Source organism: Caballeronia telluris (assembly GCF_001544495.1).
Classification (GTDB): Bacteria; Pseudomonadota; Gammaproteobacteria; order Burkholderiales; family Burkholderiaceae; genus Caballeronia; species Caballeronia telluris.
Genome location: NZ_FCNZ02000015.1, coordinates 134822 through 157301, shown reverse-complemented (window position 1 = coordinate 157301; position 22480 = coordinate 134822). Strand labels below are relative to the sequence as shown.

At 64.8% G+C, this 22480-nt stretch carries 19 protein-coding genes; 9 read left to right on the top strand and 10 right to left on the bottom strand.

The window, feature by feature from the left end; translation table 11 throughout:
• The first annotated feature begins 23 nt into the window (after positions 1 to 23).
• The gene (locus AWB66_RS20280) at positions 24 to 1412 is read left to right on the top strand and encodes an L-serine ammonia-lyase (protein WP_087631970.1); all 1389 of its coding nucleotides are present in this window, start codon (positions 24 to 26) and stop codon (positions 1410 to 1412) included.
• Between the two features lie 185 nt (positions 1413 to 1597).
• Entirely contained in the window at positions 1598 to 2620 is a 1023-nt protein-coding gene (locus tag AWB66_RS20275; RefSeq protein WP_087631969.1) for a fimbrial protein, read from the top strand.
• Between the two features lie 21 nt (positions 2621 to 2641).
• Here AWB66_RS20275 and flhA read toward each other — a convergent pair whose 3' ends face one another.
• The 4 genes from flhA to AWB66_RS20255 all read right to left on the bottom strand — a co-directional run bounded on the left by flhA (position 2642) and on the right by AWB66_RS20255 (position 8263).
• The gene (gene flhA / locus AWB66_RS20270; protein ID WP_087631968.1) at positions 2642 to 4738 is read right to left on the bottom strand and encodes a flagellar biosynthesis protein FlhA; all 2097 of its coding nucleotides are present in this window, start codon (positions 4736 to 4738) and stop codon (positions 2642 to 2644) included.
• The gene (gene flhB / locus AWB66_RS20265; RefSeq protein WP_087631967.1) at positions 4735 to 5943 is read right to left on the bottom strand and encodes a flagellar biosynthesis protein FlhB; all 1209 of its coding nucleotides are present in this window, start codon (positions 5941 to 5943) and stop codon (positions 4735 to 4737) included. Before flhB ends, flhA begins: the two co-directional genes overlap by 4 nt.
• 218 nt (positions 5944 to 6161) lie before the next feature.
• Complete coding sequence (locus tag AWB66_RS20260) at positions 6162 to 7760, bottom strand: efflux transporter outer membrane subunit (RefSeq protein WP_087631966.1); 1599 nt, start codon at positions 7758 to 7760, stop codon at positions 6162 to 6164.
• 215 nt (positions 7761 to 7975) lie between these two features.
• On the bottom strand, positions 7976 to 8263 hold the full coding sequence (locus tag AWB66_RS20255) for a hypothetical protein (RefSeq protein ID WP_235021177.1): 288 nt from the start codon (positions 8261 to 8263) through the stop codon (positions 7976 to 7978).
• Between the two features lie 186 nt (positions 8264 to 8449).
• On the opposite strand from AWB66_RS20255, the gene AWB66_RS20250 reads away from it, so the two are divergent.
• Both AWB66_RS20250 and AWB66_RS20245 read left to right on the top strand, forming a co-directional pair.
• Positions 8450 to 8950, top strand: coding sequence for a MarR family winged helix-turn-helix transcriptional regulator (locus AWB66_RS20250; protein ID WP_087631965.1), 501 nt, complete (start codon positions 8450 to 8452; stop codon positions 8948 to 8950).
• Between the two features lie 98 nt (positions 8951 to 9048).
• Positions 9049 to 10617 carry a DHA2 family efflux MFS transporter permease subunit gene (locus AWB66_RS20245; RefSeq protein ID WP_087631964.1) on the top strand — a complete coding sequence of 523 codons (1569 nt, stop codon included), beginning with the start codon at positions 9049 to 9051 and terminating at the stop codon, positions 10615 to 10617.
• Between the two features lie 77 nt (positions 10618 to 10694).
• Here the strand turns inward: AWB66_RS20245 and AWB66_RS20240 are convergent, their stop codons facing one another.
• From AWB66_RS20240 to ada, 3 genes are all read right to left on the bottom strand, one after another.
• Entirely contained in the window at positions 10695 to 11261 is a 567-nt protein-coding gene (locus tag AWB66_RS20240) for a hypothetical protein (RefSeq protein ID WP_087631963.1), read from the bottom strand.
• Positions 11262 to 11409: 148 nt separating this feature from the next.
• Positions 11410 to 13029 carry a glutamate--cysteine ligase gene (gene gshA / locus AWB66_RS20235; protein WP_087631962.1) on the bottom strand — a complete coding sequence of 540 codons (1620 nt, stop codon included), beginning with the start codon at positions 13027 to 13029 and terminating at the stop codon, positions 11410 to 11412.
• Between the two features lie 271 nt (positions 13030 to 13300).
• Positions 13301 to 14386 carry a bifunctional DNA-binding transcriptional regulator/O6-methylguanine-DNA methyltransferase Ada gene (gene ada, locus AWB66_RS20230; RefSeq protein WP_087631961.1) on the bottom strand — a complete coding sequence of 362 codons (1086 nt, stop codon included), beginning with the start codon at positions 14384 to 14386 and terminating at the stop codon, positions 13301 to 13303.
• 340 nt (positions 14387 to 14726) lie between these two features.
• Here ada and AWB66_RS20225 point away from each other — a divergent pair, with 340 nt between their 5' ends.
• Complete coding sequence (locus AWB66_RS20225) at positions 14727 to 15134, top strand: VOC family protein (RefSeq protein ID WP_087631960.1); 408 nt, start codon at positions 14727 to 14729, stop codon at positions 15132 to 15134.
• 12 nt (positions 15135 to 15146) lie between these two features.
• On the opposite strand, the gene AWB66_RS20220 is transcribed toward AWB66_RS20225, so the two are convergent.
• Both AWB66_RS20220 and AWB66_RS20215 read right to left on the bottom strand, forming a co-directional pair.
• A complete protein-coding gene (locus tag AWB66_RS20220) occupies positions 15147 to 15698 on the bottom strand; it encodes a YaeQ family protein (protein WP_087631959.1) in 552 nt (183 codons plus the stop codon).
• A gap of 44 nt (positions 15699 to 15742) precedes the next feature.
• Positions 15743 to 16720, bottom strand: coding sequence for a LysR family transcriptional regulator (locus AWB66_RS20215; protein WP_087631958.1), 978 nt, complete (start codon positions 16718 to 16720; stop codon positions 15743 to 15745).
• A 141-nt stretch (positions 16721 to 16861) separates the two neighbouring features.
• Between AWB66_RS20215 and AWB66_RS20210 the strand changes: the two genes are divergently transcribed.
• The 4 genes from AWB66_RS20210 (at position 16862) to araH (ending at position 21975) form a co-directional block, all read left to right on the top strand.
• Positions 16862 to 18271, top strand: a complete 1410-nt coding sequence (locus AWB66_RS20210) for an aldehyde dehydrogenase family protein (RefSeq protein WP_087631957.1) — start codon at positions 16862 to 16864, stop codon at positions 18269 to 18271.
• 91 nt (positions 18272 to 18362) lie between these two features.
• On the top strand, positions 18363 to 19367 hold the full coding sequence (locus AWB66_RS20205) for an arabinose ABC transporter substrate-binding protein (RefSeq protein WP_087631956.1): 1005 nt from the start codon (positions 18363 to 18365) through the stop codon (positions 19365 to 19367).
• Positions 19368 to 19445: 78 nt separating this feature from the next.
• Complete coding sequence (araG, locus tag AWB66_RS20200) at positions 19446 to 20954, top strand: L-arabinose ABC transporter ATP-binding protein AraG (protein WP_087631955.1); 1509 nt, start codon at positions 19446 to 19448, stop codon at positions 20952 to 20954.
• A gap of 16 nt (positions 20955 to 20970) precedes the next feature.
• A complete protein-coding gene (araH, locus tag AWB66_RS20195; protein WP_087631954.1) occupies positions 20971 to 21975 on the top strand; it encodes an L-arabinose ABC transporter permease AraH in 1005 nt (334 codons plus the stop codon).
• 86 nt (positions 21976 to 22061) lie between these two features.
• On the opposite strand, the gene sap1 is transcribed toward araH, so the two are convergent.
• Positions 22062 to 22400 (bottom strand): surface attachment protein Sap1, encoded by a 339-nt coding sequence (gene sap1 / locus AWB66_RS20190; RefSeq protein ID WP_087631953.1) that lies wholly within the window; start codon positions 22398 to 22400, stop codon positions 22062 to 22064.
• Between the last annotated feature and the right edge of the window lie 80 nt (positions 22401 to 22480).

Sequence of the window (22480 nt, the reverse complement as noted above, 5' to 3'; positions counted from 1 at the left end):
TCCGGAACCAACCAGGAACCTTCATGGCAGTCAGCGTTTTCGATCTCTTCAAAATCGGCATCGGTCCGTCGAGTTCGCATACGGTCGGGCCGATGCGCGCGGCGTTGATGTTCGTGCAAGGGCTCGAACGCGACGGACTGCTCGACGCGGTCGCGTCGGTGAAATGCGATCTGTACGGATCGCTAGGCGCGACGGGCAAGGGCCACGGCACGGATCGCGGCGTCATGCTCGGCCTGATGGGGGACGCGCCGGATACCGTCGACGCCCAGACGATCACGCCACGACTCGAGACCGTGCGCGCGTCGAAGAAGCTCGCGTTGCTCGGCCGCCACGAGATTCCGTTCGTGCAGAAGGAGCACATCGGGTTTTATCGACAGGCGCTCGCCGAGCACCCGAACGGCATGAAGCTGCACGCCTTCGATGCGGGCGGCGCGCTGCTTCGCGAGGCGACTTATCTGTCGGTGGGCGGCGGCTTCGTCGTGACGGCGGGCGCGGCGAACACGGCGGTGCTGACCGCGCACGAGCAGTTGCCGTATCCGTTCCACACCGGCGACGAGTTGCTCGCGATGTGCGTCGAGTCGGGCAAGTCGATTGCGCAACTCATGTGGGAGAACGAGCGCGTCTGGCGCAGCGCCGAGGAAATTCGCGCGGGCCTGTTGCGCATCTGGGACGTGATGCAGGCGTGCGTCGCGCGCGGATGCGGCATCGACAACCCGGAAGCCGACGGCAACCTGCCCGGGCCGTTTCAGGTGAAACGCCGGGCGCCGCAGTTGTATCGCGCGCTCGCGGGCAAGCCGGAGCAGGCGTTGCGCGATCCGCTCTCGATGATCGACTGGATCAATCTCTACGCCATCGCGGTGAACGAGGAAAACGCGGTCGGCGGGCGCGTCGTGACCGCGCCGACCAATGGCGCCGCCGGCATCATCCCGGCCGTGCTGCATTACTACGACCGGTTCCTGCCGGGATCGAACGAGCAGGGCGTGATCGACTTTCTGCTGACGGCGGCGGCCATCGGCATCCTGTACAAGATGAACGCGTCGATCTCGGGCGCCGAAGTCGGCTGTCAGGGCGAAGTGGGCGTCGCGTGCTCGATGGCCGCCGGCGCGCTCGCCGCCGTGATGGGCGGCACGCCGGCGCAAGTCGAGAACGCCGCCGAGATCGGCATGGAACACAATCTCGGGCTGACCTGCGATCCGGTCGGCGGAATGGTGCAGATTCCGTGCATCGAGCGGAACGCGATGGGTTCGGTCAAGGCCGTCAATGCCGCGCGCATGGCGATGCGCGGCGATGGGTCGCACTATGTGTCGCTCGATTCGGTCATCAAGACCATGCGGGAAACCGGCGCCGACATGAAAACCAAGTACAAGGAAACGTCGCGCGGCGGGCTGGCGGTGAATATCGTGGAGTGTTGAGGGCGACGGCACGCCAATGCTTTCGAAGTGCGCGGGGTTTCGTCGCATCGGGTTCGCGAACGCGAACAAGCGCATCGCGGAGGATGAGACGGCACATCTGAGATTTTTCTGCCAACACTCAGATGCGTCTTATGTGATCTTAATCTCAAAAATAAGACCATGACGTCTCTTTCAAAGGAGCGAACATGGACCGCAAAACGAACCGCGTCTGCCGTCTTGGCAAGGTTTTCTGGGTGATTGCGGGCGGGCTGGTAAGCCTGATCATGGCAATGCCGGCCGTGGCGAGTTGTTCTGTGACCGGAGTTCCCAGCTCGACCATCACGTTGCCTCCAAATATCGGTGTTCCCCGCAATGCCGCGCCGGGTCAGGTGCTTTGGGACAGCAACTGGGTTCAATCGACGCCGGGAACCATGACGTGCAATAGTCCGACGGACGCTATGCAATTCGGCTACGGCGGTGCAGGGCGGGCGCTGGTTCCGGGCTTCAACAATGTCTACACATCCGGAATTCCCGGTATCGGCCTCAAAGCTGCTGTCATCTTGGCGGCTTCGCCGCCAGGAGACATCGACAGCGCAACAGTCTTGCAATATCCGCTGGCTACGCAGACCGTCGGTGCGGGTACATTCAACCAAGCGGGATACGCCCGGATTCAGTACATCGTCACCGGTCCTATATCCACCGGCACGACGAACTTTGGTTTATCGTTCGGCGGAATTCTTTATGGCAGCCCGCGGGGGCTGCAAATCGTGCTGGTGAACGCCAAAACGTCCACCGTGACTGCCCAGGCTTGCTCCGTCCAGACTGCCGCGCCCGCCGTCAGGATGGCGCAGGTGGCCGCCCGGGAATTGAACAGCGTCGGCGCGACGGCGGGTCACGGCAGCTTCACCATCACGCTTAATTGCCCGATAGCGGTCAACGCAGCGATCACCTTTACCGACGTCACCGACCCGACCAACCGAACCTCGAACCCGAACCTGTCCACTGATTCGACGGCAAGCGGCGTCGCCTACCAGATCCTGCAAGGCTCGCAACTCGTGGCCTACGGCCCGGACGCGGCGGAGCCCGGCACGGAGAACCAGATCATCCTCGGAGCGATTCCCGGCTCGAGCTCCAAGGACCTCCCGTTTTCGGTCCGTTACGTCAGAACCGGTCCGCTGAAGTCGGGCTCGGCTAACGCCAAGGCCACCTTCACGATGAGCTATCAGTAGTCAGCCGATGGCGCGTGCAGGTCACGCACCAATCAGATTGACCACCTTCACATTGCGCGTATCCGGCACTTCCGCATAGGACAGCACCTTCAACTGCGGCAGACTCCGCCGCAAGAACCGCGCGAGCATCGCCCGCAGCGAGTGCTGCACGAGCAGCACCGGCGGCAAGCCGAGATTCTGCTGGCGCATGATCGCGTTCTGCGTCGAATTGAGAAGCGTCTGAGCGAGCCCCGGCTCCAGCCCCGGATTTGCCCCCGTCGACAGCGCCTGCGACAACACCCGCTCCAGCGTCGGATCGAGTCCCATCACCTGCAGATCGCCGCCGCCCGGATACCACTGCTGCGAGATCGCGCGGCCGAGCGCCAGCCGCACCGCCGCCGTGAGTTCGTAGGCGTCGCCGATCTTCGGCGCGTGCTCCAGCAGCGAATCGAGGATCGTACGCATGTCGCGGATCGGCACGCCTTCGTCGAGCAGGTTCTGCAACACCTTTTGCAGCGTCGTGAGCGAAACGGTCTTCGGCACGAGGTCGTCGGTGAGCGACGGCGTATCCTTGCCAATGCGATCCAGCAGCGCCTGCACTTCCTGACGCCCGAGCAACTCGGCCGCGTGCGTGACGACGAGATGGTTCAAATGCGTCGCGACGACCGTGCTCGCATCGACCACCGTGTAACCGTAGACCTGCGCCTGCTCGCGCATGTTGGTATCGATCCAGACGGCCGGCAGCCCGAACGCCGGGTCCTGCGTCTGCGTGCCGGGCAGCGCGGCGGACACCTGTCCCGGATTGATCGCGAGCCATTGTCCCGGGAACGCCTCGCCGATGCCCACTTCCACGCCCTTGAGCGAAATGCGATAGCCATTCGGACGCAGTTCGAGGTTGTCGCGGATATGGATGACCGGCGGCAAAAAGCCGATTTCCTGCGCGAACTTCTTGCGAATGCCCTTGATGCGCTTGAGCAGTTCGCCGTCGGTGTTTTTGTCGACGAGCGGAATCAGCCGGTAGCCGACTTCCAGACCCAGCGGATCGATCAGCGCGACGTCGTCCCACGACGCCTCCGCGTTCTCGACCGGCGCGGCCGCGGCCGGCGAGACGTCGGTGATGGCGCCCGCCTTCTTCTTCTCGGCGGCGCGCTTGTTCATCGAGCGCGCGGCGTAGATCAGCCCGCCGCCGAGCAGCATGAACGCGAAGTGCGGCATGCCCGGAATCAGCCCCATGATGCCGATGATCACGCCCGTGATCATCAGCACGCGCGGGTTGTTGAACAACTGGCCGGTCAGCTGCGTGCCGATGTCTTCCTCGGTCGCGACGCGCGAAACGATGACGCCGGCCGCCGTCGAAATAATGAGCGACGGAATCTGCGCGACGAGGCCGTCGCCGATCGTGAGCAGCGTGTAGTTCGTGGCCGCGTGGCCGAAGTCCATGTCGTGCTGGAGCATCCCGACGATCAGCCCGCCGACGATGTTGATCACCATGATCAGCAAGCCCGCGATCGCGTCGCCGCGCACGAACTTGCTCGCGCCGTCCATCGAACCGTAGAACTCGGCTTCCTGCGCGACTTCCATGCGGCGCTTCTTCGCCTGCTGCTCGTTGATGAGGCCGGCGTTCAGGTCGGCGTCGATCGCCATCTGCTTGCCGGGCATCGCGTCGAGCGTGAAGCGCGCGCCCACTTCGGCGATCCGGCCCGCGCCCTTCGTGATGACCATGAAGTTGATGATCATCAGAATCACGAACACGACGATACCGACCGCGAAATTCCCGCCGACGAGAAAGTGTCCGAACGATTCGATCACCTGGCCGGCGGCGTCGGGGCCGGTGTGGCCTTCGAGCAGCACGATCCGCGTCGACGCGACGTTCAGCGACAGGCGCAGCAAGGTGGAGAAGAGCAGCACGCTCGGGAACGCGGCGAAGTCGAGTGGCTTTTGCGTGTACATGCTGACGAGCAGCACCATCACCGAAAGCGCGATGTTGAACGTGAACAGCAGATCGAGCAGGAACGCCGGCAACGGCAGGATCATCATGCCGAGGATCATGCAGATCAGGATCGGGCCGGCGAGCGCCCTCAGGTTCTGGCTCCCGAGCGCGTCGGGCCGTTTGGCGAAAAATCCAGCGCGCGCGTTCATGCTGCGGCTCCATCAGTAGTGTTGTCGGCAGAAAGCGCGTCGGCGGCTTCCTGTTCTGCGTCGGCGTCGGAGACGCTGCCCTTGTCGAGTTCTTTCGGCACGTCGAGGTCGGACGGCTCGTCGGGCTTCGCGCCGCCGTCTTCCTGGAAGCGGCGCAGCTGATACACCCACGCCAGGACCTGCGCGACGGCGCCGTACAGCGCGCCCGGAATCTCGCGGTTGATCTCGACGTTGTGATACAGCGCGCGCGCGAGCGGCGGCGCTTCAAGCAGCGGCACGTTGTGCTCGCGGCCCAGCTCGCGGATGCGCGCGGCCACGAGGTTCACGCCCTTCGCGACGACCTTCGGGGCGCGCATCTGTCCGTCGCTGTACTTGAGCGCGACGGCGAAGTGCGTCGGGTTGGTGACGATCACGTCGGCGGTCGGGATCGCCTGCATCATCCGGCGGCGCGCGGCGGCGCGCTGCTGCTGGCGGATGCGGCCCTTCACGTGCGGATCGCCGTCGCTTTCCTTGTGCTCGCGCTTCACTTCTTCCTTGCTCATGCGCAGCTTTTTGGCGTGCGACCACATCTGATAGGGCACGTCGAGCGCGGCGATCAGGAAAAGCCCGGCGATCGCCATGCCGCTGCACACGAAGATCATGTGCAGCGCTTCCGCGAGCGCGAGGTCGAGCGGCTTGGTGACAAGCCCGAGCACTTCGGCCTTGCGGGCCCAAATCGCCGAGCCGGCTATCCCGCCGACGACGATCGTCTTCAAAAGCGACATGCCGAGCTGGATCGGTCCCTGGATCGAGAAGATCTTCCCGAGGCCGCTCACCGGATTGAGCCGTCCGAAATTCGGCGCGAGCGTCTTGGTCGTGAGGAGCCAGCCGCCGAGCGCCATCGGCGCGGCGAGGGCGGCGAAGCAGGTCATCGCGAGCACGGGCAGGAGCGCCAGAAAGCTCTCCTTGCTGGCATTCGCCGCGCCGATCATCATCTGGTGCGTATCGAGGACGTAGGCGCGGTCGAACGTGAACGCGTCGCGCAGGATGGACTGCAGATGCGCGCCGATGGAGTCGGACAGCCCCCAGACGCCGAAGAATCCGGCCGCCAGCAGCGCGAACGAGGCGAAGTCCCGCGAACGCGCGACCTGGCCTTCCTCCCGCGCCTTTTCAAGGCGCTTGGGAGTCGCTGACTCGGTCTTTTCGAGATCGCTTTCTTCTGCCACTGCGTTGTCGCTCCGTCGCCGGCAAATTGCCTAATTTCGATGACGGTGATTATTGCGAATCGCGACGGGCGACGATCGGGGGATAAAGGGAGGGAAAAAGGGGTTATTCGGCTGATGGAATGCATGCGGCCGCCGGATTTTCACGGCGGACGCCCGCGAGAGGCGCGGCATCCGCCATCGACGAAGGGCGCCCTGGGAGCGCGCGACGCGCGTCTGCGTTACGAGCCGGCGGCGGCGGTTGTTGCCGTTGCGCCGCCGGTTGCCGCGGTCGTCCGGCCGGGCGCATCGCCCGCCGCCGCCGAAGCCGCCACGGGCGCCGGCGCCGGCGCTTCGACGCCGCCCGTCTCGCGATTCATCTGCCCGGCGTCCCAGCCGCCGCCGAGCGCCTTCACGAGTCCCACCGACGACACCATCCGCTGTCCCGCGATGCTCGCGAGCTTTTGCTGCGCGACGAACGCCGTGGTCTGCGCGGTCAGCACGTTCACGAAGCCGACGGTGCCGGCCTTGTACTGGTTGTTGACGATCGCGAGCGCCTGCTGCGCCGACTGCACCGCCTGCTGCTGAACGACGATCTCGTTTTCGAGGATGCGCAGCGACGCCAGATTGTCCTCGACGTCCTGGAACGCGGTGAGCACCGTCTGCCGATACGTCGCGACGTTCTGGTCGTAGGCTGCGCGCGCCGCTTCGGTTTGCGCGCGGCGCAGGCCGCCGTCGAAGATCGTTGCGGCGATGTCCGGCCCGAGCGTCCAGAAACGCGACGGCGCCCGCAGCAACTGCGAGAGCACCGAACTCTGGAAGCCGCCCGAGGCCGACAGCGTGAGCGTCGGAAAGAACGCCGCCATCGCGACGCCGATCTGTTCGTTCGCCGCCGCAGCCTTGCGCTCGGCGGAAGCGACGTCCGGCCGGCGCTCGAGAATCGCTGACGGCATCTGCGCCGGCACGGACGGCGGCGTGGCATCGAGCGGCGCGGCGGGCAGCGAGAACGTCGAAGCCGGCTCGCCGATCAGCACCGCGATTGCGTGCTCGAACTGCGCGCGCGCGACGCCGTTATCGATCGCCGACGCCTGCGCCGACTGCAATTGCGTCTGCGCCTGGATCACGTCCGAGCGCGCGACGATGCCCTGCGCGTACTGGTTCTGCGTGAGTTGGAGCGACTGCCGATAGGCGGCGACGGTATCGTCGAGCAGTTTTTGCTGCGCGTCGAGCGAGCGCAACTGGAAGTAGCTCTGCGCGAGGGTGGCCTGCGCGGAAAGGCGCGCGTTCGCGAGATCGGCGGCGGCGCTTTGCTCGCCGGCCTCCTGCGCGTTGACCGAGCGGCTCACGCTGCCCCACAGGTCAGGCTCCCAGGTGGCGTCGAGGGCGAGGCTGAAGCTGTTGCCGATCGACGTGCCGTTCGACCCCGTCGACGTGCTGCGCGTATTGGTGCCGGTGCCCGAGCGCGATCCGGACGCCGACAGTCCGACGGTCGGAAAATAGGCCGCGCGCGCTTCGCCGACGAGCGCGCGCGCCTGCCGGTACGCCGCCGCGAATTGCGCGATGCTCTGGTTCGACGCGTTCAGCCGCGATTCGAGTTCGTCGAGTTGCGGATCGTCGTAGATGGACCACCAGTTTCCGCGATCGGCGCGATCGGACGGCTGCGCGACCTTCCAGCCCTCGGGCGCTTCCTTGTAGGTTGCCGGCACTGCGGCGGACGGCCGTTGATAATCGGGGCCGACCGCGCAGCCCGCGACGAGCAGGGTGCTCGCGGCGGCGAGCGCCAATAAGGAGAAGCGGGCGGCGAAGCGGGGCGCGGCGGACTGAGTGTGGCTAAACGGCATCTGCGTGATGATCCTGTCGAAGCAGCGCGAACCGGGCTGAGGCAGGCGGAAATCGCGGCGATCCGGGATGGTAACGGAACAGGGACGACACCCGCGACAGGCGGGCCAAAAGCGGGCCAAATGCGGGCGTCAGGCAGACGTTAGGGTAGCGGCTTGAAAGGGCGCGTGGGTTACCCGGGCGCGCCAAATGGTTACAGCGGTTTACGAGTCGCGGCTCAACACTCGCCTTGAGAACAGGGTGTCGGGCCCGGTATCAGTTTCGTTACGCGCGTTTGCGTCGGAGTCTGCGGCTGGCGGGGCTTCGCCGCGCGCCGCCGGTTGCGGTTCTCGAACCAGCCCATGCCCAGCACCACGAACGATCCGCCCGGCAGCAGGAACACGAACACGTAGAGCGCGAGTTTCCACGACGTCAGATTCGGCGGAACGACGTGACGGGAGGCGCTGGCGATCGTGCTGCTGACTTGGCCGAAACGTCGGCGGGCGGTGCGTGCAAAGCGGGTCATGGGAATCCTTCGGGGCATCGTCTCGGCGATGCCGCAAGCGTTCAAGACATGTGTCGGGCGGCGCATTAAGCGCATAACTCGTTGTTTAAATAATATTGACTGTGCAAGTATTTTTCAAGATACTTGGCGCAACATTTCTGAGATCGTTGTTTTGACGACGCATGAGCGTCCCCATTGTCGACACGGATGAACAGCGAACCCCTTTACGACCCCTCGACGATCGAGCTCCAGACGAGCCTCGGCTACTATCTGGCGAAGGCGCGCAACGTGCTGATCGCGCGCACGGACCGGGCGCTCGGCCCGCTCGACCTGACTTCGCAGCAGATCGGCGTGATCATGATGCTGGCCGATGGACGCGCGCATACGCCGCTCGAACTGTCGCGCGAGATGTCGTACGACAGCGGCTCGATGACCCGCATGCTCGACCGGCTGGAGAAGAAAGGCTTCGTGACGCGCGAGCGCAGCGAGTCGGACCGGCGCATCGTGGAACTCAAGCTGACGCCGCGCGGCGCGGATGCTGCGGCGCGGCTGCCCGCCATCGGCGCCGCGGTGCTGAACGCGCAGTTGAAAGACTTCAGCCGCGCCGAACTCGATACACTGACGAGCCTGCTCGCGCGCCTGATCGCGAACGCGCCGGCCGGGTCGTCGTCCACCGCGTGTGAAATCGGCGAGGACGACAGCGCCTGATTTCTGGCGTAAGGGTCAAGTTTTTTGCATTTATGCCTGTCTAAGCAGAGAATGCCGCTGCATTTAAAACAAGAACGTTTTGCTGGAGATTTTCGACTATGGCAGTAACCGCAGCGCATCCCGAAGGCGACGCCTCGCCGAGCGCGCCCGCGCCGCTCGCGGGCGGCGTGCTCGCGCTCCTGACGATGGGCCTCGCGCTCGGCACGTTCATGGAAGTCCTCGACACCTCGATCGCCAACGTCGCCGTGCCGACGATTTCCGGCAGTCTCGGCGTCGCGACGAGCGAAGGGACGTGGGTGATCTCGTCGTATTCGGTGGCGTCGGCGATCGCGGTGCCGCTCACGGGCTGGCTCGCGCGGCGCGTCGGCGAAGTGAAGCTCTTCACGATTTCCGTCGTGCTGTTCTCGATCGCGTCGGCGCTGTGCGGATTCGCGCACAACTTCGAGTCGCTGATCGCGTTCCGTCTACTACAGGGGCTCGTCTCCGGACCGATGGTGCCGCTCTCGCAAACCATCCTGATGCGCAGCTATCCGCCGGAAAAGCGCGGTCTCGCGCTCGGCCTGTGGGCGATGACGGTGATCGTCGCGCCGATTTTCGGGCCGGTGATGGGCGGCTACATCACCGATAACTTCACTTGGCCGTGGATTTTCTACATCAACGTGCCGATCGGGATTTTTTCGGCGGCGATCGCGTACTTCCTGCTGCGCGGCCACGAGACGAAGACGACGAAACAGCGCATCGACGCCGTCGGGCTCTCGCTGCTCGTGATCGGCGTGTCGAGCCTGCAAATGATGCTCGACCTCGGCAAGGACCACGACTGGTTCAGTTCGAACTTCATCGTGACGCTCGCGATCGTCGCGGCCATCGCGCTCGCGTTCATGTTCGCGTGGGAGATGACCGAAAAGGAGCCGGTGATCGACCTCTCGCTCTTTCGCGACCGCAACTTCGCGATGGGCGTGCTGATCACGTCGCTCGGGTTTCTCGCGTTCTTCGGCTCGGTGGTCATTCTGCCGCTGTGGCTACAGACGGTGATGGGCTACACGCCGGGCTTGGCCGGCCTCGCGACCGCGCCGGTCGGCATTCTGGCGCTCGTGATCTCGCCGATTCTCGGGCGCAACATGCATCGGCTGGATCTGCGCGTCGTGGCGAGCTTCGCGTTTCTGGTGTTCGCGTTCGTGTCGCACTGGAACTCGACGTTCACGCTCGATACGCCTTTCAACCAGATCGTGATTCCACGGCTGATCCAAGGGATCGGCGTGGCGTGCTTCTTCATCCCGATGACGACGATCACGCTGTCGAGCGTCTCCGACGACCGGCTGGCGGGCGCGGCGGGCCTGTCCAACTTCCTGCGGACGCTGTCGGGCGCGATCGGCACGGCGGTCAGCACGACGTACTGGGAGAACGACATGATTCGCCATCATGCGGTGCTGACGGAGTCGGTGACCGCCTATTCGGCGAATACGAGCGCCTATTCCGGCGTGCTGTCGGACCTCGGACTCGCCGGGCAGTCGATTACGGCGCAACTCGAACGCGTCGTGACGGCGCAGGCGTACATGATGTCGACCAACGACTTCTTCCGGCTTTCCTTTTACGGATTCGTCGCACTGGCGGTGCTTGTCTGGCTGACGAAACCGAGGAAAGGCGCTGGACCTTCGATGGGGCATTGAGCGTCTATCTTCGCGCTTCTTCGCTTAAATCGGCTCCGTACGCACATCTTGCGGAGCCGATTTTTTTGCCGTGCGCTTTATTCGGGCGTCAGCGCCTGGCCCGATTGTCCCGGCTGCGTTTCGAGCGCGCGCGGCATCGGCTGAACCGGCGGATTCGACTGCGCACGGGGCGGCGCGGCGGGCGCGACGGGCGGCAGGGCGTTGCCGGAATTAGTCGCGGCGGCGCCTGCCTGCGACGACGGACCGCCGCGCACGAACTGCTTGAAGTCCGCCCCCGCTTTCCACGGATTCGGCTCGCAACCGAGCATGTTGTCGCAGTGAGCGGCGAAGCCGATGGTCGCCGTGCCTTCGTTGCTCGGCGTCTTCGTGATCTGGTAGGCGAGCGCGCGCTTGCCGCCGGACGGCCCCGCCGTCTGGATGATGGAATCGGTGACGGTCGTCAGTTTGTATTCGGAGTGGTTCGTGACCCAGACTTGCGCGCGGCCCCACCACGCGTCGCATTCCGCTCGGCTCATGCAGGTGAGCGGCGAAGTCGCCTGCTCCATCGTTTCGCCGCTGACCTGACCTTGCGTCGAGCAGCCGGCAACGAGCGCAATCGACGCCGCTGCCGCCAGCGCCGATGCCGATAGCATCGTCTTTTTCATTTTCTTCTCCTCAGAGCGTTGATCGATAGGACACTAATTTTCGACCCGCCGGCGATCCGCACGTTTCGGCGGGTTGCGCTCTGTTGCAAAAGGAGTAAGCCTTGCCGCCCGACGGACGGCGCGGCAAGGAAAAAAGACGCAAGGCGAATCAGACGCTGACGCGATTCAGCGTATAAGCGCGATACGCGGCGATAAAAGCGTCGAACGAGCCCGCTTCGTCGCGTTCAATGGCGGCTTGCTGGTCGAGCGACTTTGCCGCGAGCGCATCCAGTTCGCGCGTGATGGCCTCGGGCAACGGCCGCGAGCGGTAGAACGCGGCGTGCTGCTCGCTCAGGTCGAGTGCGAACGCGCCGAAACTTTGCTGCTTGTCGCGCATGATCTGAAGCACGCGCGCGGACGGCGTCAGCGCGACGTCCGCGAGCCGCGCGCGTTGCGTAGCGAGCGCGCGCGTGGTTTCGTCGGTGCCGTTGAGCGCGTCGAGCGCTTCGGCGACCGGCGCGATCCTGTCGAGCAATTCCGTGCCCCACGCCTGCATCGACACGGTGCGCCCGTCGCGCGAAAGAGCGAGCCCCGGCTTGCGGCCTTCCTTCGCGACGCGGCTGAAGTTGTCGTTGGCTTCGGTGTTCGCCTCGTGCGACAGGAGCGGGCTGTCGTCGAGCGCGCAATAGAGCAGATAGGCGTCCAGAAAGCGCGATGTTTCGAGCGAAATGCCGCTCGGCTCGAATGGATCGATGTCGAGACAGCGCACTTCGATGTACTGCACGCCGCGCGCCGACAGCGCATGCAGCGGCCGCTCGCCCGGCTGGATGACGCGCTTCGGACGGATCGTCGAGTAGAACTCGTTTTCGATCTGCAACACGTTCGTGTTGATCTGGACCCATTCGCCGTCGCGTTGCGTGCCGATCGCCTCATACGGCGGATACGGCTGGCTGACGGCGCGGCCGAGCACGTCGAGATAGGCGTCGAGGTTGTCGTAGCTCGGCAGGAGCGCCGACTGCGCCGGATTGTTCGTGTAGCCGAGATCGCTCATGCGCAGGCTCGTGGCGTGCGGCAGATAGAACGTGTCGGCGTCGAAGGTGTCGAGCGCGTGCGGCTTGCCGCGCACGAAACCCGCTTCGAGCGCCGGCGACGCGCCGAACAGATACATCAGGAGCCAGCTCGTGCGGCGGAAATTGCGGATCAGCGCGAAGTAGCGCTCCGACTGGAAATCGACCGTCGAGAGCGTATTGCCCTTCTCCAGCGACTGCCACGCGCGCCAGACGTCCTCGCTCAGCGAATAGTTGTAGTGGATGCCGGCGATGCACTGCATCTTGCGGCCGTAGCGCAGCGAAAGGCCCTTTCGGTACACGTACTTCAGCATGCCGATATTCGACGTGCCGTACCAGCCGATCGGAATCTGGTCGTCGGGCGGCAGTTCGCAGGGCATCGAATTGTTCCAGAGCAGCTCGTCGCCGAGCTTGCCGTAGACGAAGCGATGCAGCGTGTCGAGGTGTTCAAGCGCGGCCGCGGAATCGGTTTTCGCGTCGGTGATCAGTTCGACGAGGGCTTCCGAATAGTCGGTCGTGATGTGCGGATGCGTCAGCGCCGAGCCGAACGCGCGCGGATGCGGCGTCATGGCGAGCTTGCCGTCGCGCGTGACGCGCAGGCTCTCGCGCTCGATGCCGCGCAGGCCCTGGCGCAGCGCATCGGCGCCTGGACCTGCGGCGAGCGCCGAGAGGCGATGCCGGATGGCGTCGGTGGCGGGAAGGACGGGATTCTTGTTTGGCATTGAGCGACGCGTGCGACCGGGCGTGATGAAACCAGGCCCGATCCGATATTTTGGGTAGCGGGCACTTTAACATCTCGGTGTTATGCGTGCTTGAAGCCAGTTCCCGCAAGGGTTTGCGGGTTTTTCACGGCTGTTCTGCGAGGGCTTGCGCGGCGGTTTCCGACAGGAATTTCACGAGGCCGGCCGTCGCGCCGGTTTTGTCGGGTCCCGGCGCGCGACCGATGGCGGCGTTTTCGATCGTTGCGGGGCGCGTGACGCCGCATTGTTCGCATTACTTGTTTTCGCCGCGCTCCCGCTCGGTCTTCAAGAGCGCCGCCTTGCGCGGCGCGCCCCACCGATACCCCGACAGCCCGCCGCCTTTCTGCACGACGCGATGGCACGGAATCGCGAGCGCCACCGGATTCGACGCGCACGCATTCGCCACCGCGCGCACCGCGCGCGGCGAGCCGAGCGTGTCGGCGATGTCGGTGTAGCTGCGCGTCTCGCCGTAGGGAATGCGGCGCAGCGCGTCCCACACGCGCTGCTGGAACGCGGTCGCGCCGATGTCGAGCGGCAGGTCGAAGCGCTCGCGCGTGCCGTTCAGATACGCCCGAATCTGCGCGATGAATGGCTCCATGCGCTCGCGATCCTCGATACGCTCGGCCTCTGACAACTCCGCCGCCAGTTCGAGCGCGAGCGCCGCCGGATCGTCGCCGAACGCGATCTTGCAGACGCCCTTGTCCGTCGCAGCGACGAGCACGGTGCCAAGCGGCGTCGGCGCGGTGGCGTAGCGCACGGCGAGCCCGGCGCCTTTCTTCCGGTACATCGACGGCGTCATCCCCAGTTCCGCCGACGCCGCTTCGTACATCCGCGAGGGCGAGCCGAAACCGGCGTCGTGGGTGGCGCGCGTCACGTTCTCGCCGCGTTGCAGGCCGGAGCGCAGGGCTTCCGCGCGGCGCGCCGCCTGATATTGCCGCGGCGACACGCCGACCACCCGCGTGAACAGACGCTGCAGGTGAAACGGACTGACGTGCACGGCGTCGCTCAGTTGCGCGAGCGTCATGCGCTCTTGCGGTTCGGCGTCGAGCGCCTTGCACGCCCGCTCGACGATCGCGAGTTCGCGCGGCAGGCTCGTCGGCTGGCAGCGCTTGCACGGGCGATAGCCGGCGCGTTCGGCGGCGTGGGTCGTCGAAAAGAATTCGACGTTCTCGCGGCGCGGCGCCCGCGACGCGCACGACGGCCGGCAGAAAACACCCGTCGTGCGCACCGCGAAGAAGAACGCGCCGTCGGCGTGGCGGTCTCGATCGACGACCGCCTGCCAGCGGTTTTCATCGGAGGAAAAGGCGGTTTGCGAAGGGATCTGGAAAGCGGTGTTCATCACGACCTCGATGGGCTCTGGGTACGTGATCACTGTAGAGCCGTGGCTTCCAGCGTACGCGCCGGTTCTTGCGCTGTCATTTCAGGCTTGCCCGCGCGAAATGTCTCGCAGATGCGACAAATCGGCGCCATAGGGGTTTTTACTACGATTTCTATTGCGTCGCACCAACTCGCTGTGTATTATTGGAACTGTCTCCTCCATGTCTCCTCCTGATATGGATTCAACCCGCTCCGCAACGAGCGGGTTTTTTTTCGCCTGCGCGTTTTGCGCAGCGTCGCGCCGTGAGTTGTCAACGTGACGGCGTTACACTCGTCCCGAACCACCGGAACGAGGAGCGACGATGCACTTCACCATCCGCGAAATCGATCACGTCGTGATCCGCTGCGCCGATCTCGACACCATGGTGCGCTTCTACGGCGCCGCGCTCGGATGCCCGATCGAAAAGGAACAGCGCGATCTTGGTCTCGTGCAGTTGCGCGCGGGCCGTTCGCTGATCGACCTGCTCGCGGTCGGCGCGAAAATCGACCGGCCGGACAGCGGCGCGCCGGGGGCGGGTCGCAACATGGATCATCTGTGCGTGCGCGTCGAACCGTTCGATCCGGCCGCGCTCCGCAAGCATCTCACCGAAAATGGCGCGCGCATCGGCGAAGAAGCCGATCGATACGGCGCGGAAGGCTTCGGCCCGTCGCTGTATCTGTTCGATCCGGAGGGCAATATGATCGAACTGAAAGGTCCGCCCGACGCGTGAGCGCTGCTTCGACTACTTCGAAGCCGCCTTCAGCACCGTCCATTCGACCGCGACCGGGTCCGCCGTCGCGCTGCCAAGCGACACCTCGCCGTCCTGCACGGTCATCTGCAGGCGCATCGTGCGTTCGGCGAGCTTGCCGAGCGACTCCGCCACGCCGTCCTTGAGCGACCATACGGTCACGTTTTGCATCCGCTCGACCTTGCCCTTCACGCCCTGCCACCAGATGTCCGACGTGCGCCCCGCGTAGGCGATCACGATCACGCGCGCCGCGCGCCCGCTCGCCTTCGCGATGCGCCGCTCGTCGGGCTGCCCCGCTTCGATCCACGTCTCGATCTGCCCGGTGAGGTCCTTCTGCCAGAGATCGGGCTCGTCGGTATCGGAGAGACCCTTGCAGAATTCGAGCCGTTCGTCGGCGAACATGCCGAACGCCGCGACGCGCACCATCATCCGCTCGTCGGTTTCGGACGGATGACGCGCGATGGTCAGCGAATGGTCGCCGTAATAGTGCCGATCCATGTCGGCAATCTGGAGTTCCGCTTTGTAAATCGTCGATTTGAGGGCCATGCAACACCGGAAGACCGGCCGCGCGGGCCGGTTAGGAAAAAGGGTCAAGCGGATGAAATTTCGAAGGACGTGCCGTACACCTCGGTGGCCGCGTCGCGCAATGCGTTGAGCATGAGCGTCGCCGCCGGCGACAGCAATTGCGTTTGCCGCGTGATGATACCGAAAGCGTCCATCCGGCACGGCAAATCGATCGCCAGGCGCTTCAGCACGCCGGACTCCTCGTACTGCTGCGCGACTTCCGCCGGCACGACGGCGAGCATGTCGCTTTGCAAGAGCAAGCTCGAAATTGCCAGAAAATTGTTCGTGTTGACGACATTTTGCGGCGGATTGAGCCCGATCTGCGAAAACGCCAGATCGAAGCGGTGACGCAGCACGCTGCCCGGCGGATGCAGCACCCAGCTCGCGTTCACGATCCCGCGCAACGTCAGACCGGTCGCGAGTTCCATCGGATGGCCGGGACGCGCGACGACGCACAGCGGTTCGTCGGCGGCGAGCGGCTCGTAGCGCACGGCGTCCTTGAACTGGCCCTGCCGTTCGAGCACCCGGCCGATCATGATGTCGAGTTCGCCCTCGGCGACGCGCGGCAGCATCACATCCGATGTCTCCACCTGCAACCAGATTTGCAGATGCGGATAGCGCTCCTTCACGCGCGAGATCGCGACGGGCACCATCGTCGCGGCGGCGGTCGCGATCGAGCCGATCTGCACCTGGCCGACGAGTCCCGAGCGCAATGCCGAAATCTCGTCGTGCGCCTGACTCAGATTCGACAGCACCATCCGCGCGTGGCGGATCATCACTTCGCCGTAGAGCGTCGCGTGCATGCCGTGCGGCGTGCGGTCGAAGAGGCGCACGTCGAGCACGTCTTCGAGTTCCTTCAGGAGACGTGACGCCGCCGGCTGCGTCATGCCGAGCACGTCGGCGGCGCGGCGCACGTTGCCTTCTTCCTCCATCGCCGCGAGCAGCAGCAACTGACGCGTCTTTAGCCGCGCCCGCACGAACCAGTTCGAATAACTCTGCGCCATCGCGTCGCCCGGAGGTGAAATTGCGCCGATGATGCCATACCAACGTTGATATGGCGATGGGCCGAAAACTGATTGGAAAGTCATCGCGCGACTGCTTAAGCTTCGAGCACTTCCAGACACGAGCGCTCACGTCGACAGCCGATGAAACGCGAATCCCATCTTCCCGAGCTTTTCAAGCACTACCTGAACGGTGGCTGGGAGACGGGCGCGACCGTGGGCCTTTCCCTGAATCCGTCTGATCTCGACGAACCCGTCGGCGAATACGCGCGGGCCGACGCGCGCCAGACCGACGCCGCCATCGACGCCGCGAGCGCGGCGTTTCCCGAGTGGTCGCGTTCGAGCGGCATGCGGCGCGCCGAAGCGCTCGACGCGATCGGCGGCGAACTGCTCGCGCGCCGCGCCGAACTCGGCCGGCTGCTCGCGCGCGAGGAAGGCAAGACGCTGCCCGAAGCGATCGCCGAAGTCACGCGCGCCGGGCACTTCTTCCGGTTTTACGCGGGCGAGGCACTTCGCATCGGCGGCGCGCATCGCAGCTGGGCGCGTCCGAATGTCGATATCGACATCACGCGCGAGCCGCTCGGCGTGATCGGCGTCGTCACGCCGTGGAGCTTTCCGCTGGCGATTCCGGCCTCGAAGATCGCGCCCGCGCTCGCCTTCGGCAATTGCGTCGTGTTCAAGCCGGCGGAGCGCGTGCCCGCCTGTGCGTGGGCGCTCGCCGACATCGTGAGCCGCTCGGGCCTGCCCGCCGGCGTGTTCAACCTCGTGCTCGGCAGCGGGCGGCAGGCGGGCGCGCGGATCGTCGCGAATCCGCTCGTGCAGGGCGTGAGCTTCGCCGGATCGGCCGCGACGGCGACGGCGGTGCGCGAAGCCGCCGCCGCGCGCGAGACGCGCGTGCAGTTCGACATCGGCGGCAAGAATCCGCTCGTCGTGCTCAACGACGCCGACCTGGACACCGCCGTCGACGCGGCCATCGACGGCGCCTATTTCTCGGCGGGCCAGCGCGCGACGGCGTCGTCGCGGCTGATCGTGGAGGCGGGCATCCACGACCGTTTCGTCGATGCGATGCTCGCGCGCCTCGCTACGCTGGACGTCGATCACGCGCTGAAGAAAGGCGTCGACATCGGCCCGCTCGCCGACGAAGCGCAGTTGCGCAAGAGCCTCGATACCATCGCGACCGGCCGGAAGGAAGGCGCGCAACTGCTGCACGGCGGCGTGCCGCTGGAACGCGCGACGCGCGGCTTTTTCATGCAGCCCGCGCTCTTGGCCGGAACGCCCGAGATGCGCATCGCGCGTGAGGAGATTTTCGGGCCGGTCGCGGTCGTGATCCGCGCCGACGACGCCGCCCACGCGCTCCATCTCGCCAACGAAACGCCGCGCGCGCTGTGCGCCGGCATCTGCACGCGGTCGCTGCAGCGCGCGACGCATTTCAGGCGCTACAGCCAGAGCGCGCTCGTGACGGTGAACCTGCCGACGACGGGCGTCGATCATCACGTGCCGTTCGACAACACCGACTTCTATACGACGACAAAAACCGCCTACATGGCGAGCTAGAACCGAGAGAAGACGCAAGACCCGCAGCAAACCCGGCGAACGGGCTGACAAGCCTGCGCCCGCAACACGCATTCAACCCAAGGAGACAACGATGAACCTGAAGCTTCGCCGCCTGACCCTGTCCGCGATCGCCGCCGCCACGCTCGCCGTGCCGTTCGCCGCGCAAATGTCCGCTCACGCCGACGAGCCCGTCAAGGTCGGCTTTCTCGTGAAGATGCCCGAGCAGGCGTGGTTCATCAACGAGCAGAAGGCCGCGTCCGCGCTCGGCCAGAAAGAGAACTTCTCGGTCGTGAACATCGGCACGCCGGACGGCGAGAAAGTGCTCGCCGCCATCGACAACCTCGGCGCGCAGGGCGCGCAAGGCTTCGTGATCTGCGCGCCCGACGTGCGTCTCGGACCGGCGATCCAGCAGCGCGCGAAGCGCTACAACATGAAGTTCGTGACGGTCGACGACCAGCTCGTCGATTCGACCGGCAAGCCGCTCTCGAACGTGCCGCATCTGGGGATGTCGGCGTTCAAGATCGGCAATCAGGTCGGCACGGCGATCACGGACGAAATGAAGCGGCGCGGCTGGAAGCCGGAAGAAGTGGGCGCGCTGCGCATCACGAACTACGAGCTGCCGACCGCGAAGCTGCGCACCGACGGCGCCACCGAATCGCTCGTCAAGGGCGGCTTCAAGAAGGAAAACATCTTCGACGCCCCGCAGAAGACCACCGACGACGAAGGCGGTTTCAACGCGGCATCGCCGGTGCTGTCGCAGCATCCGAACATCAAGAAGTGGGTGATCTACGCGATCAACGAGGAAACCGTGCTCGGCGCCGTGCGCGCGACCGAGCAGCTGAAGATTCCGGGCGCGGATGTGATCGGCGTCGGCATCAATGGCGCGGGCGAAGCGTTCGCCGAGTTCCAGAAGAAAGAGCAGACGGGCTTCTACGGCACGATCGCCGTGAGTTCGACGATGCACGGCAAGGACAGCACGCAGAATCTCGTCGACTGGATCAAGAACGGCAAGCAACCGCCCGCCGATACGCAGACCACCGGCAAGCTGATGGTGCGCAACAATTGGCAGGAAGTGCGCAAGGAACTCGGCATCTGAGTTGCCTCGCGCGGGCGTCGCTCGCTCGTTTGCGTTGAACGGCGGCGCCCGCATTCTGTTCCTGCCACGAGGTTTTCCATGACGGATACCGTGACGGCCACGGCCGATCCCTATCTCTCGCTCGACAACATCACCGTGCGCTTTCCCGGCGTGCTCGCGCTCGACGGCGTGTCGCTCGGCGTGCGCACCGGCGAAGTCCACGGTCTGATGGGCGAAAACGGCGCGGGCAAGTCGACGCTGCTCAAGGTGCTCTCGGGCGTCAATCAGCCCGCGGGCGGCAGCCTGTCGCTCGACGGCGTCGAACAGCAGTTTTCGTCGACGAAAGCGGCGATCGCGGCGGGCGTCGCGATCATCTATCAGGAACTGCATCTCGTGCCCGAACTGACGGTCGCGGAAAACCTGATGCTCGGCGCGATGCCGAACCGCTTCGGCGTGCTCGACGAGCGCGCGCTCGTGAAGCGCGCGATCAGCGAACTCGACCGCCTCGGCGAAAAGATCGATCCGAACATGCAGGTGAAGCACCTGTCGATCGGCCAGCGTCAGATGATCGAAATCGGCAAGGCGCTGATGCGCAACGCGCGCGTGATTGCCTTCGACGAACCGACGAGTTCGCTGTCGTCGCGTGAAACCGAGCAATTGTTCCGGATCATCCGCGGACTGCGCGCCGAAGGCCGCGCGATCGTCTACGTCACGCACCGGATGGACGAAGTCTACGAACTGTGCGACCGCGTGACGGTGTTTCGCGACGGCCGGCGCATCGAGACCTTCGAGGAAGTCGACGGACTCGATCGCGACCGGCTGATCAGCTGCATGGTCGGACGCTCGATCCGCGATGTGTACGGCTACCGCACGCGCGACATCGGCGAGGTCCAGCTTCAGGTGAAAGGGCTGATGGGGCCGGGGCTGTCCGAACCGGCGTCGTTCGAGGTGCGAAAGGGCGAGATCGTCGGCTTCTTCGGGCTCGTCGGCGCGGGGCGCTCCGAGCTGATGAAGCTGATTTACGGCGCGGTTAAACCGGCGGCGGGCGAGATCGTCCTGAAAGGCGAGACGCGCCGGTTCAGCACGCCGCGCGACGCCGTGCGCGCGGGCGTCGCGCTGTGTCCCGAGGATCGCAAGCAAGAAGGCATCGTCGCGATCGCGTCGGTGTCGGACAACCTCAATATCAGTTGCCGCCGCCATCACAACGCGCTGCACATCCTCGACGCGAAGAAGGAAGCGGCCACCGCCAGCGAATTCATCGCGAAGCTCGCCATCAAGACCCGCAACGGCAATACGCCGATCGGCACGCTGTCCGGCGGCAACCAGCAGAAGGTGATCCTGTCGCGCTGGCTCGCGGAACGAATCGACGTCTTCCTGATGGACGAACCGACGCGCGGCATCGACGTCGGCGCGCGCAGCGAAATCTACGGCCTGCTGTACGGACTCGCGGAAGCGGGGCGGACGGTGATCGTCGTGTCGAGCGATCTGACCGAAGTGATCGGCGTCGCGGATCGCGTGCTCGTGATGCGCGAAGGAAAGATCGTCGGCAATTTGCCGAAGGCGGAAGCGTCGCCCGATCAACTCATCAAGCTCGCGCTGCCAGGCTGAAACCGGAAAGGACATCATGCAAACCACCAACGTGACCAATCAACCCAATCCGAAGGAAAGCGTCGGCGCGCGCGCACGCGCGGCGCGGACGTGGGATCTCATCAACAAGTCCGGCATCGTGATGGTGTTCGTGATCCTGTTCGTCGCGCTGTCGTTCTCGGTGCCGGGTTTCCTCAGCTCGCGCAACATGCAGGGCCTGCTGCTGTCGGTCACGCTGATCGGCTCCATCTCCGTGACGATGATGTTCGTGCTCGCGCTCGGGGAAGTCGACCTGTCGGTGGCGTCGATCGTCGCGTTCTCCGGCGTCACGGCCTCGACGCTCATCACCGCGACGCACAGCGTCACGCTCGGCATTGCCGGGGGCGTGCTCGCGGGCGGCGCGGTCGGGCTCGTGAACGGCGTGCTGATCGCGCGGTTCAAGATCAATTCGCTGATCGTCACGCTCGCGATGATGGAAGTCGTGCGCGGCCTCGCCTACATCACGTCGCACGGCGACGCGGTGATGATCTCCGAGGAATCGTTCTTCGAACTCGGCAGCGGGTCGTTTTTGGGGATTTCGTATCCGATCTGGTCGAATATCGTCGGTTTCGTCGTGTTCGGCTTTCTGCTCAAGAAGACCGTGTTCGGCAAGAACGTGCTCGCGGTCGGCGGCAACAGCGAGGCGGCGCTGCTCGCGGGACTGCCGGTCACGCGCATCAAGATCACGGTGTTCGTGCTGCAAGGACTCGTGACCGGCTTCGCGGGCGTGATGCTCGCGTCGCGCATGAGTCTCGGCGATCCGAAGACGTCGGTCGGGCTGGAACTGGGGGTGATTTCTGCGTGCGTGCTGGGCGGCGTCTCGCTGACGGGCGGCGTCGCGACGATTTCCGGCGTGCTGGTCGGCGTGCTGATCATGGGCTCGGTGCAGGATGCGATGAGCCTCATGAACGTGCCGACGTTCTATCAATATCTGATTCGCGGCGGCATTTTGCTGCTCGCGGTGCTGTTCGATCAATTCCGCCGCAGCAAGCGCGTGGTTTAAACGCAGTTTCCGACGAGGGTGTTTCGCCGATGCGATTAATCATCGCATCGGCGTTTTTTTATCGCCGATTAAAACGCGCTGATGCTCTATTGATCGATGAAGCGATCGGTCGTCCACATGCCTTGTTTGTCGTTATTCGACGCATTGACGAATTCGACGTCGTGGCCGACCACGCGCAACACGCGGAAATGCGAATCGACGGGCGTCGAAATACACTCGAAGCCTTCGAAGAACTGCTGCATTTTCTGCTGTTCGCCCGCCTGGGCGTGCTGATCGGCGGAATCGAATTTGTCTTTCGAGAGACAGCCGTATGAATTGGGCTTGAACTTGAAAGTCTGCTGGGGCTGGACGCTATCCGCGTGTGCCGCGGAAAGAATGGCGAATAAACCGACCATCGCAATAAGAGCACTGGCGCGTTTCTTCATGTTTTGCCTCCAAGCGGATTTGTATCGGGAATTAGCTATGTATTTAATAGGCTTAATCCGCAGCGTTTATCCTAGACGAG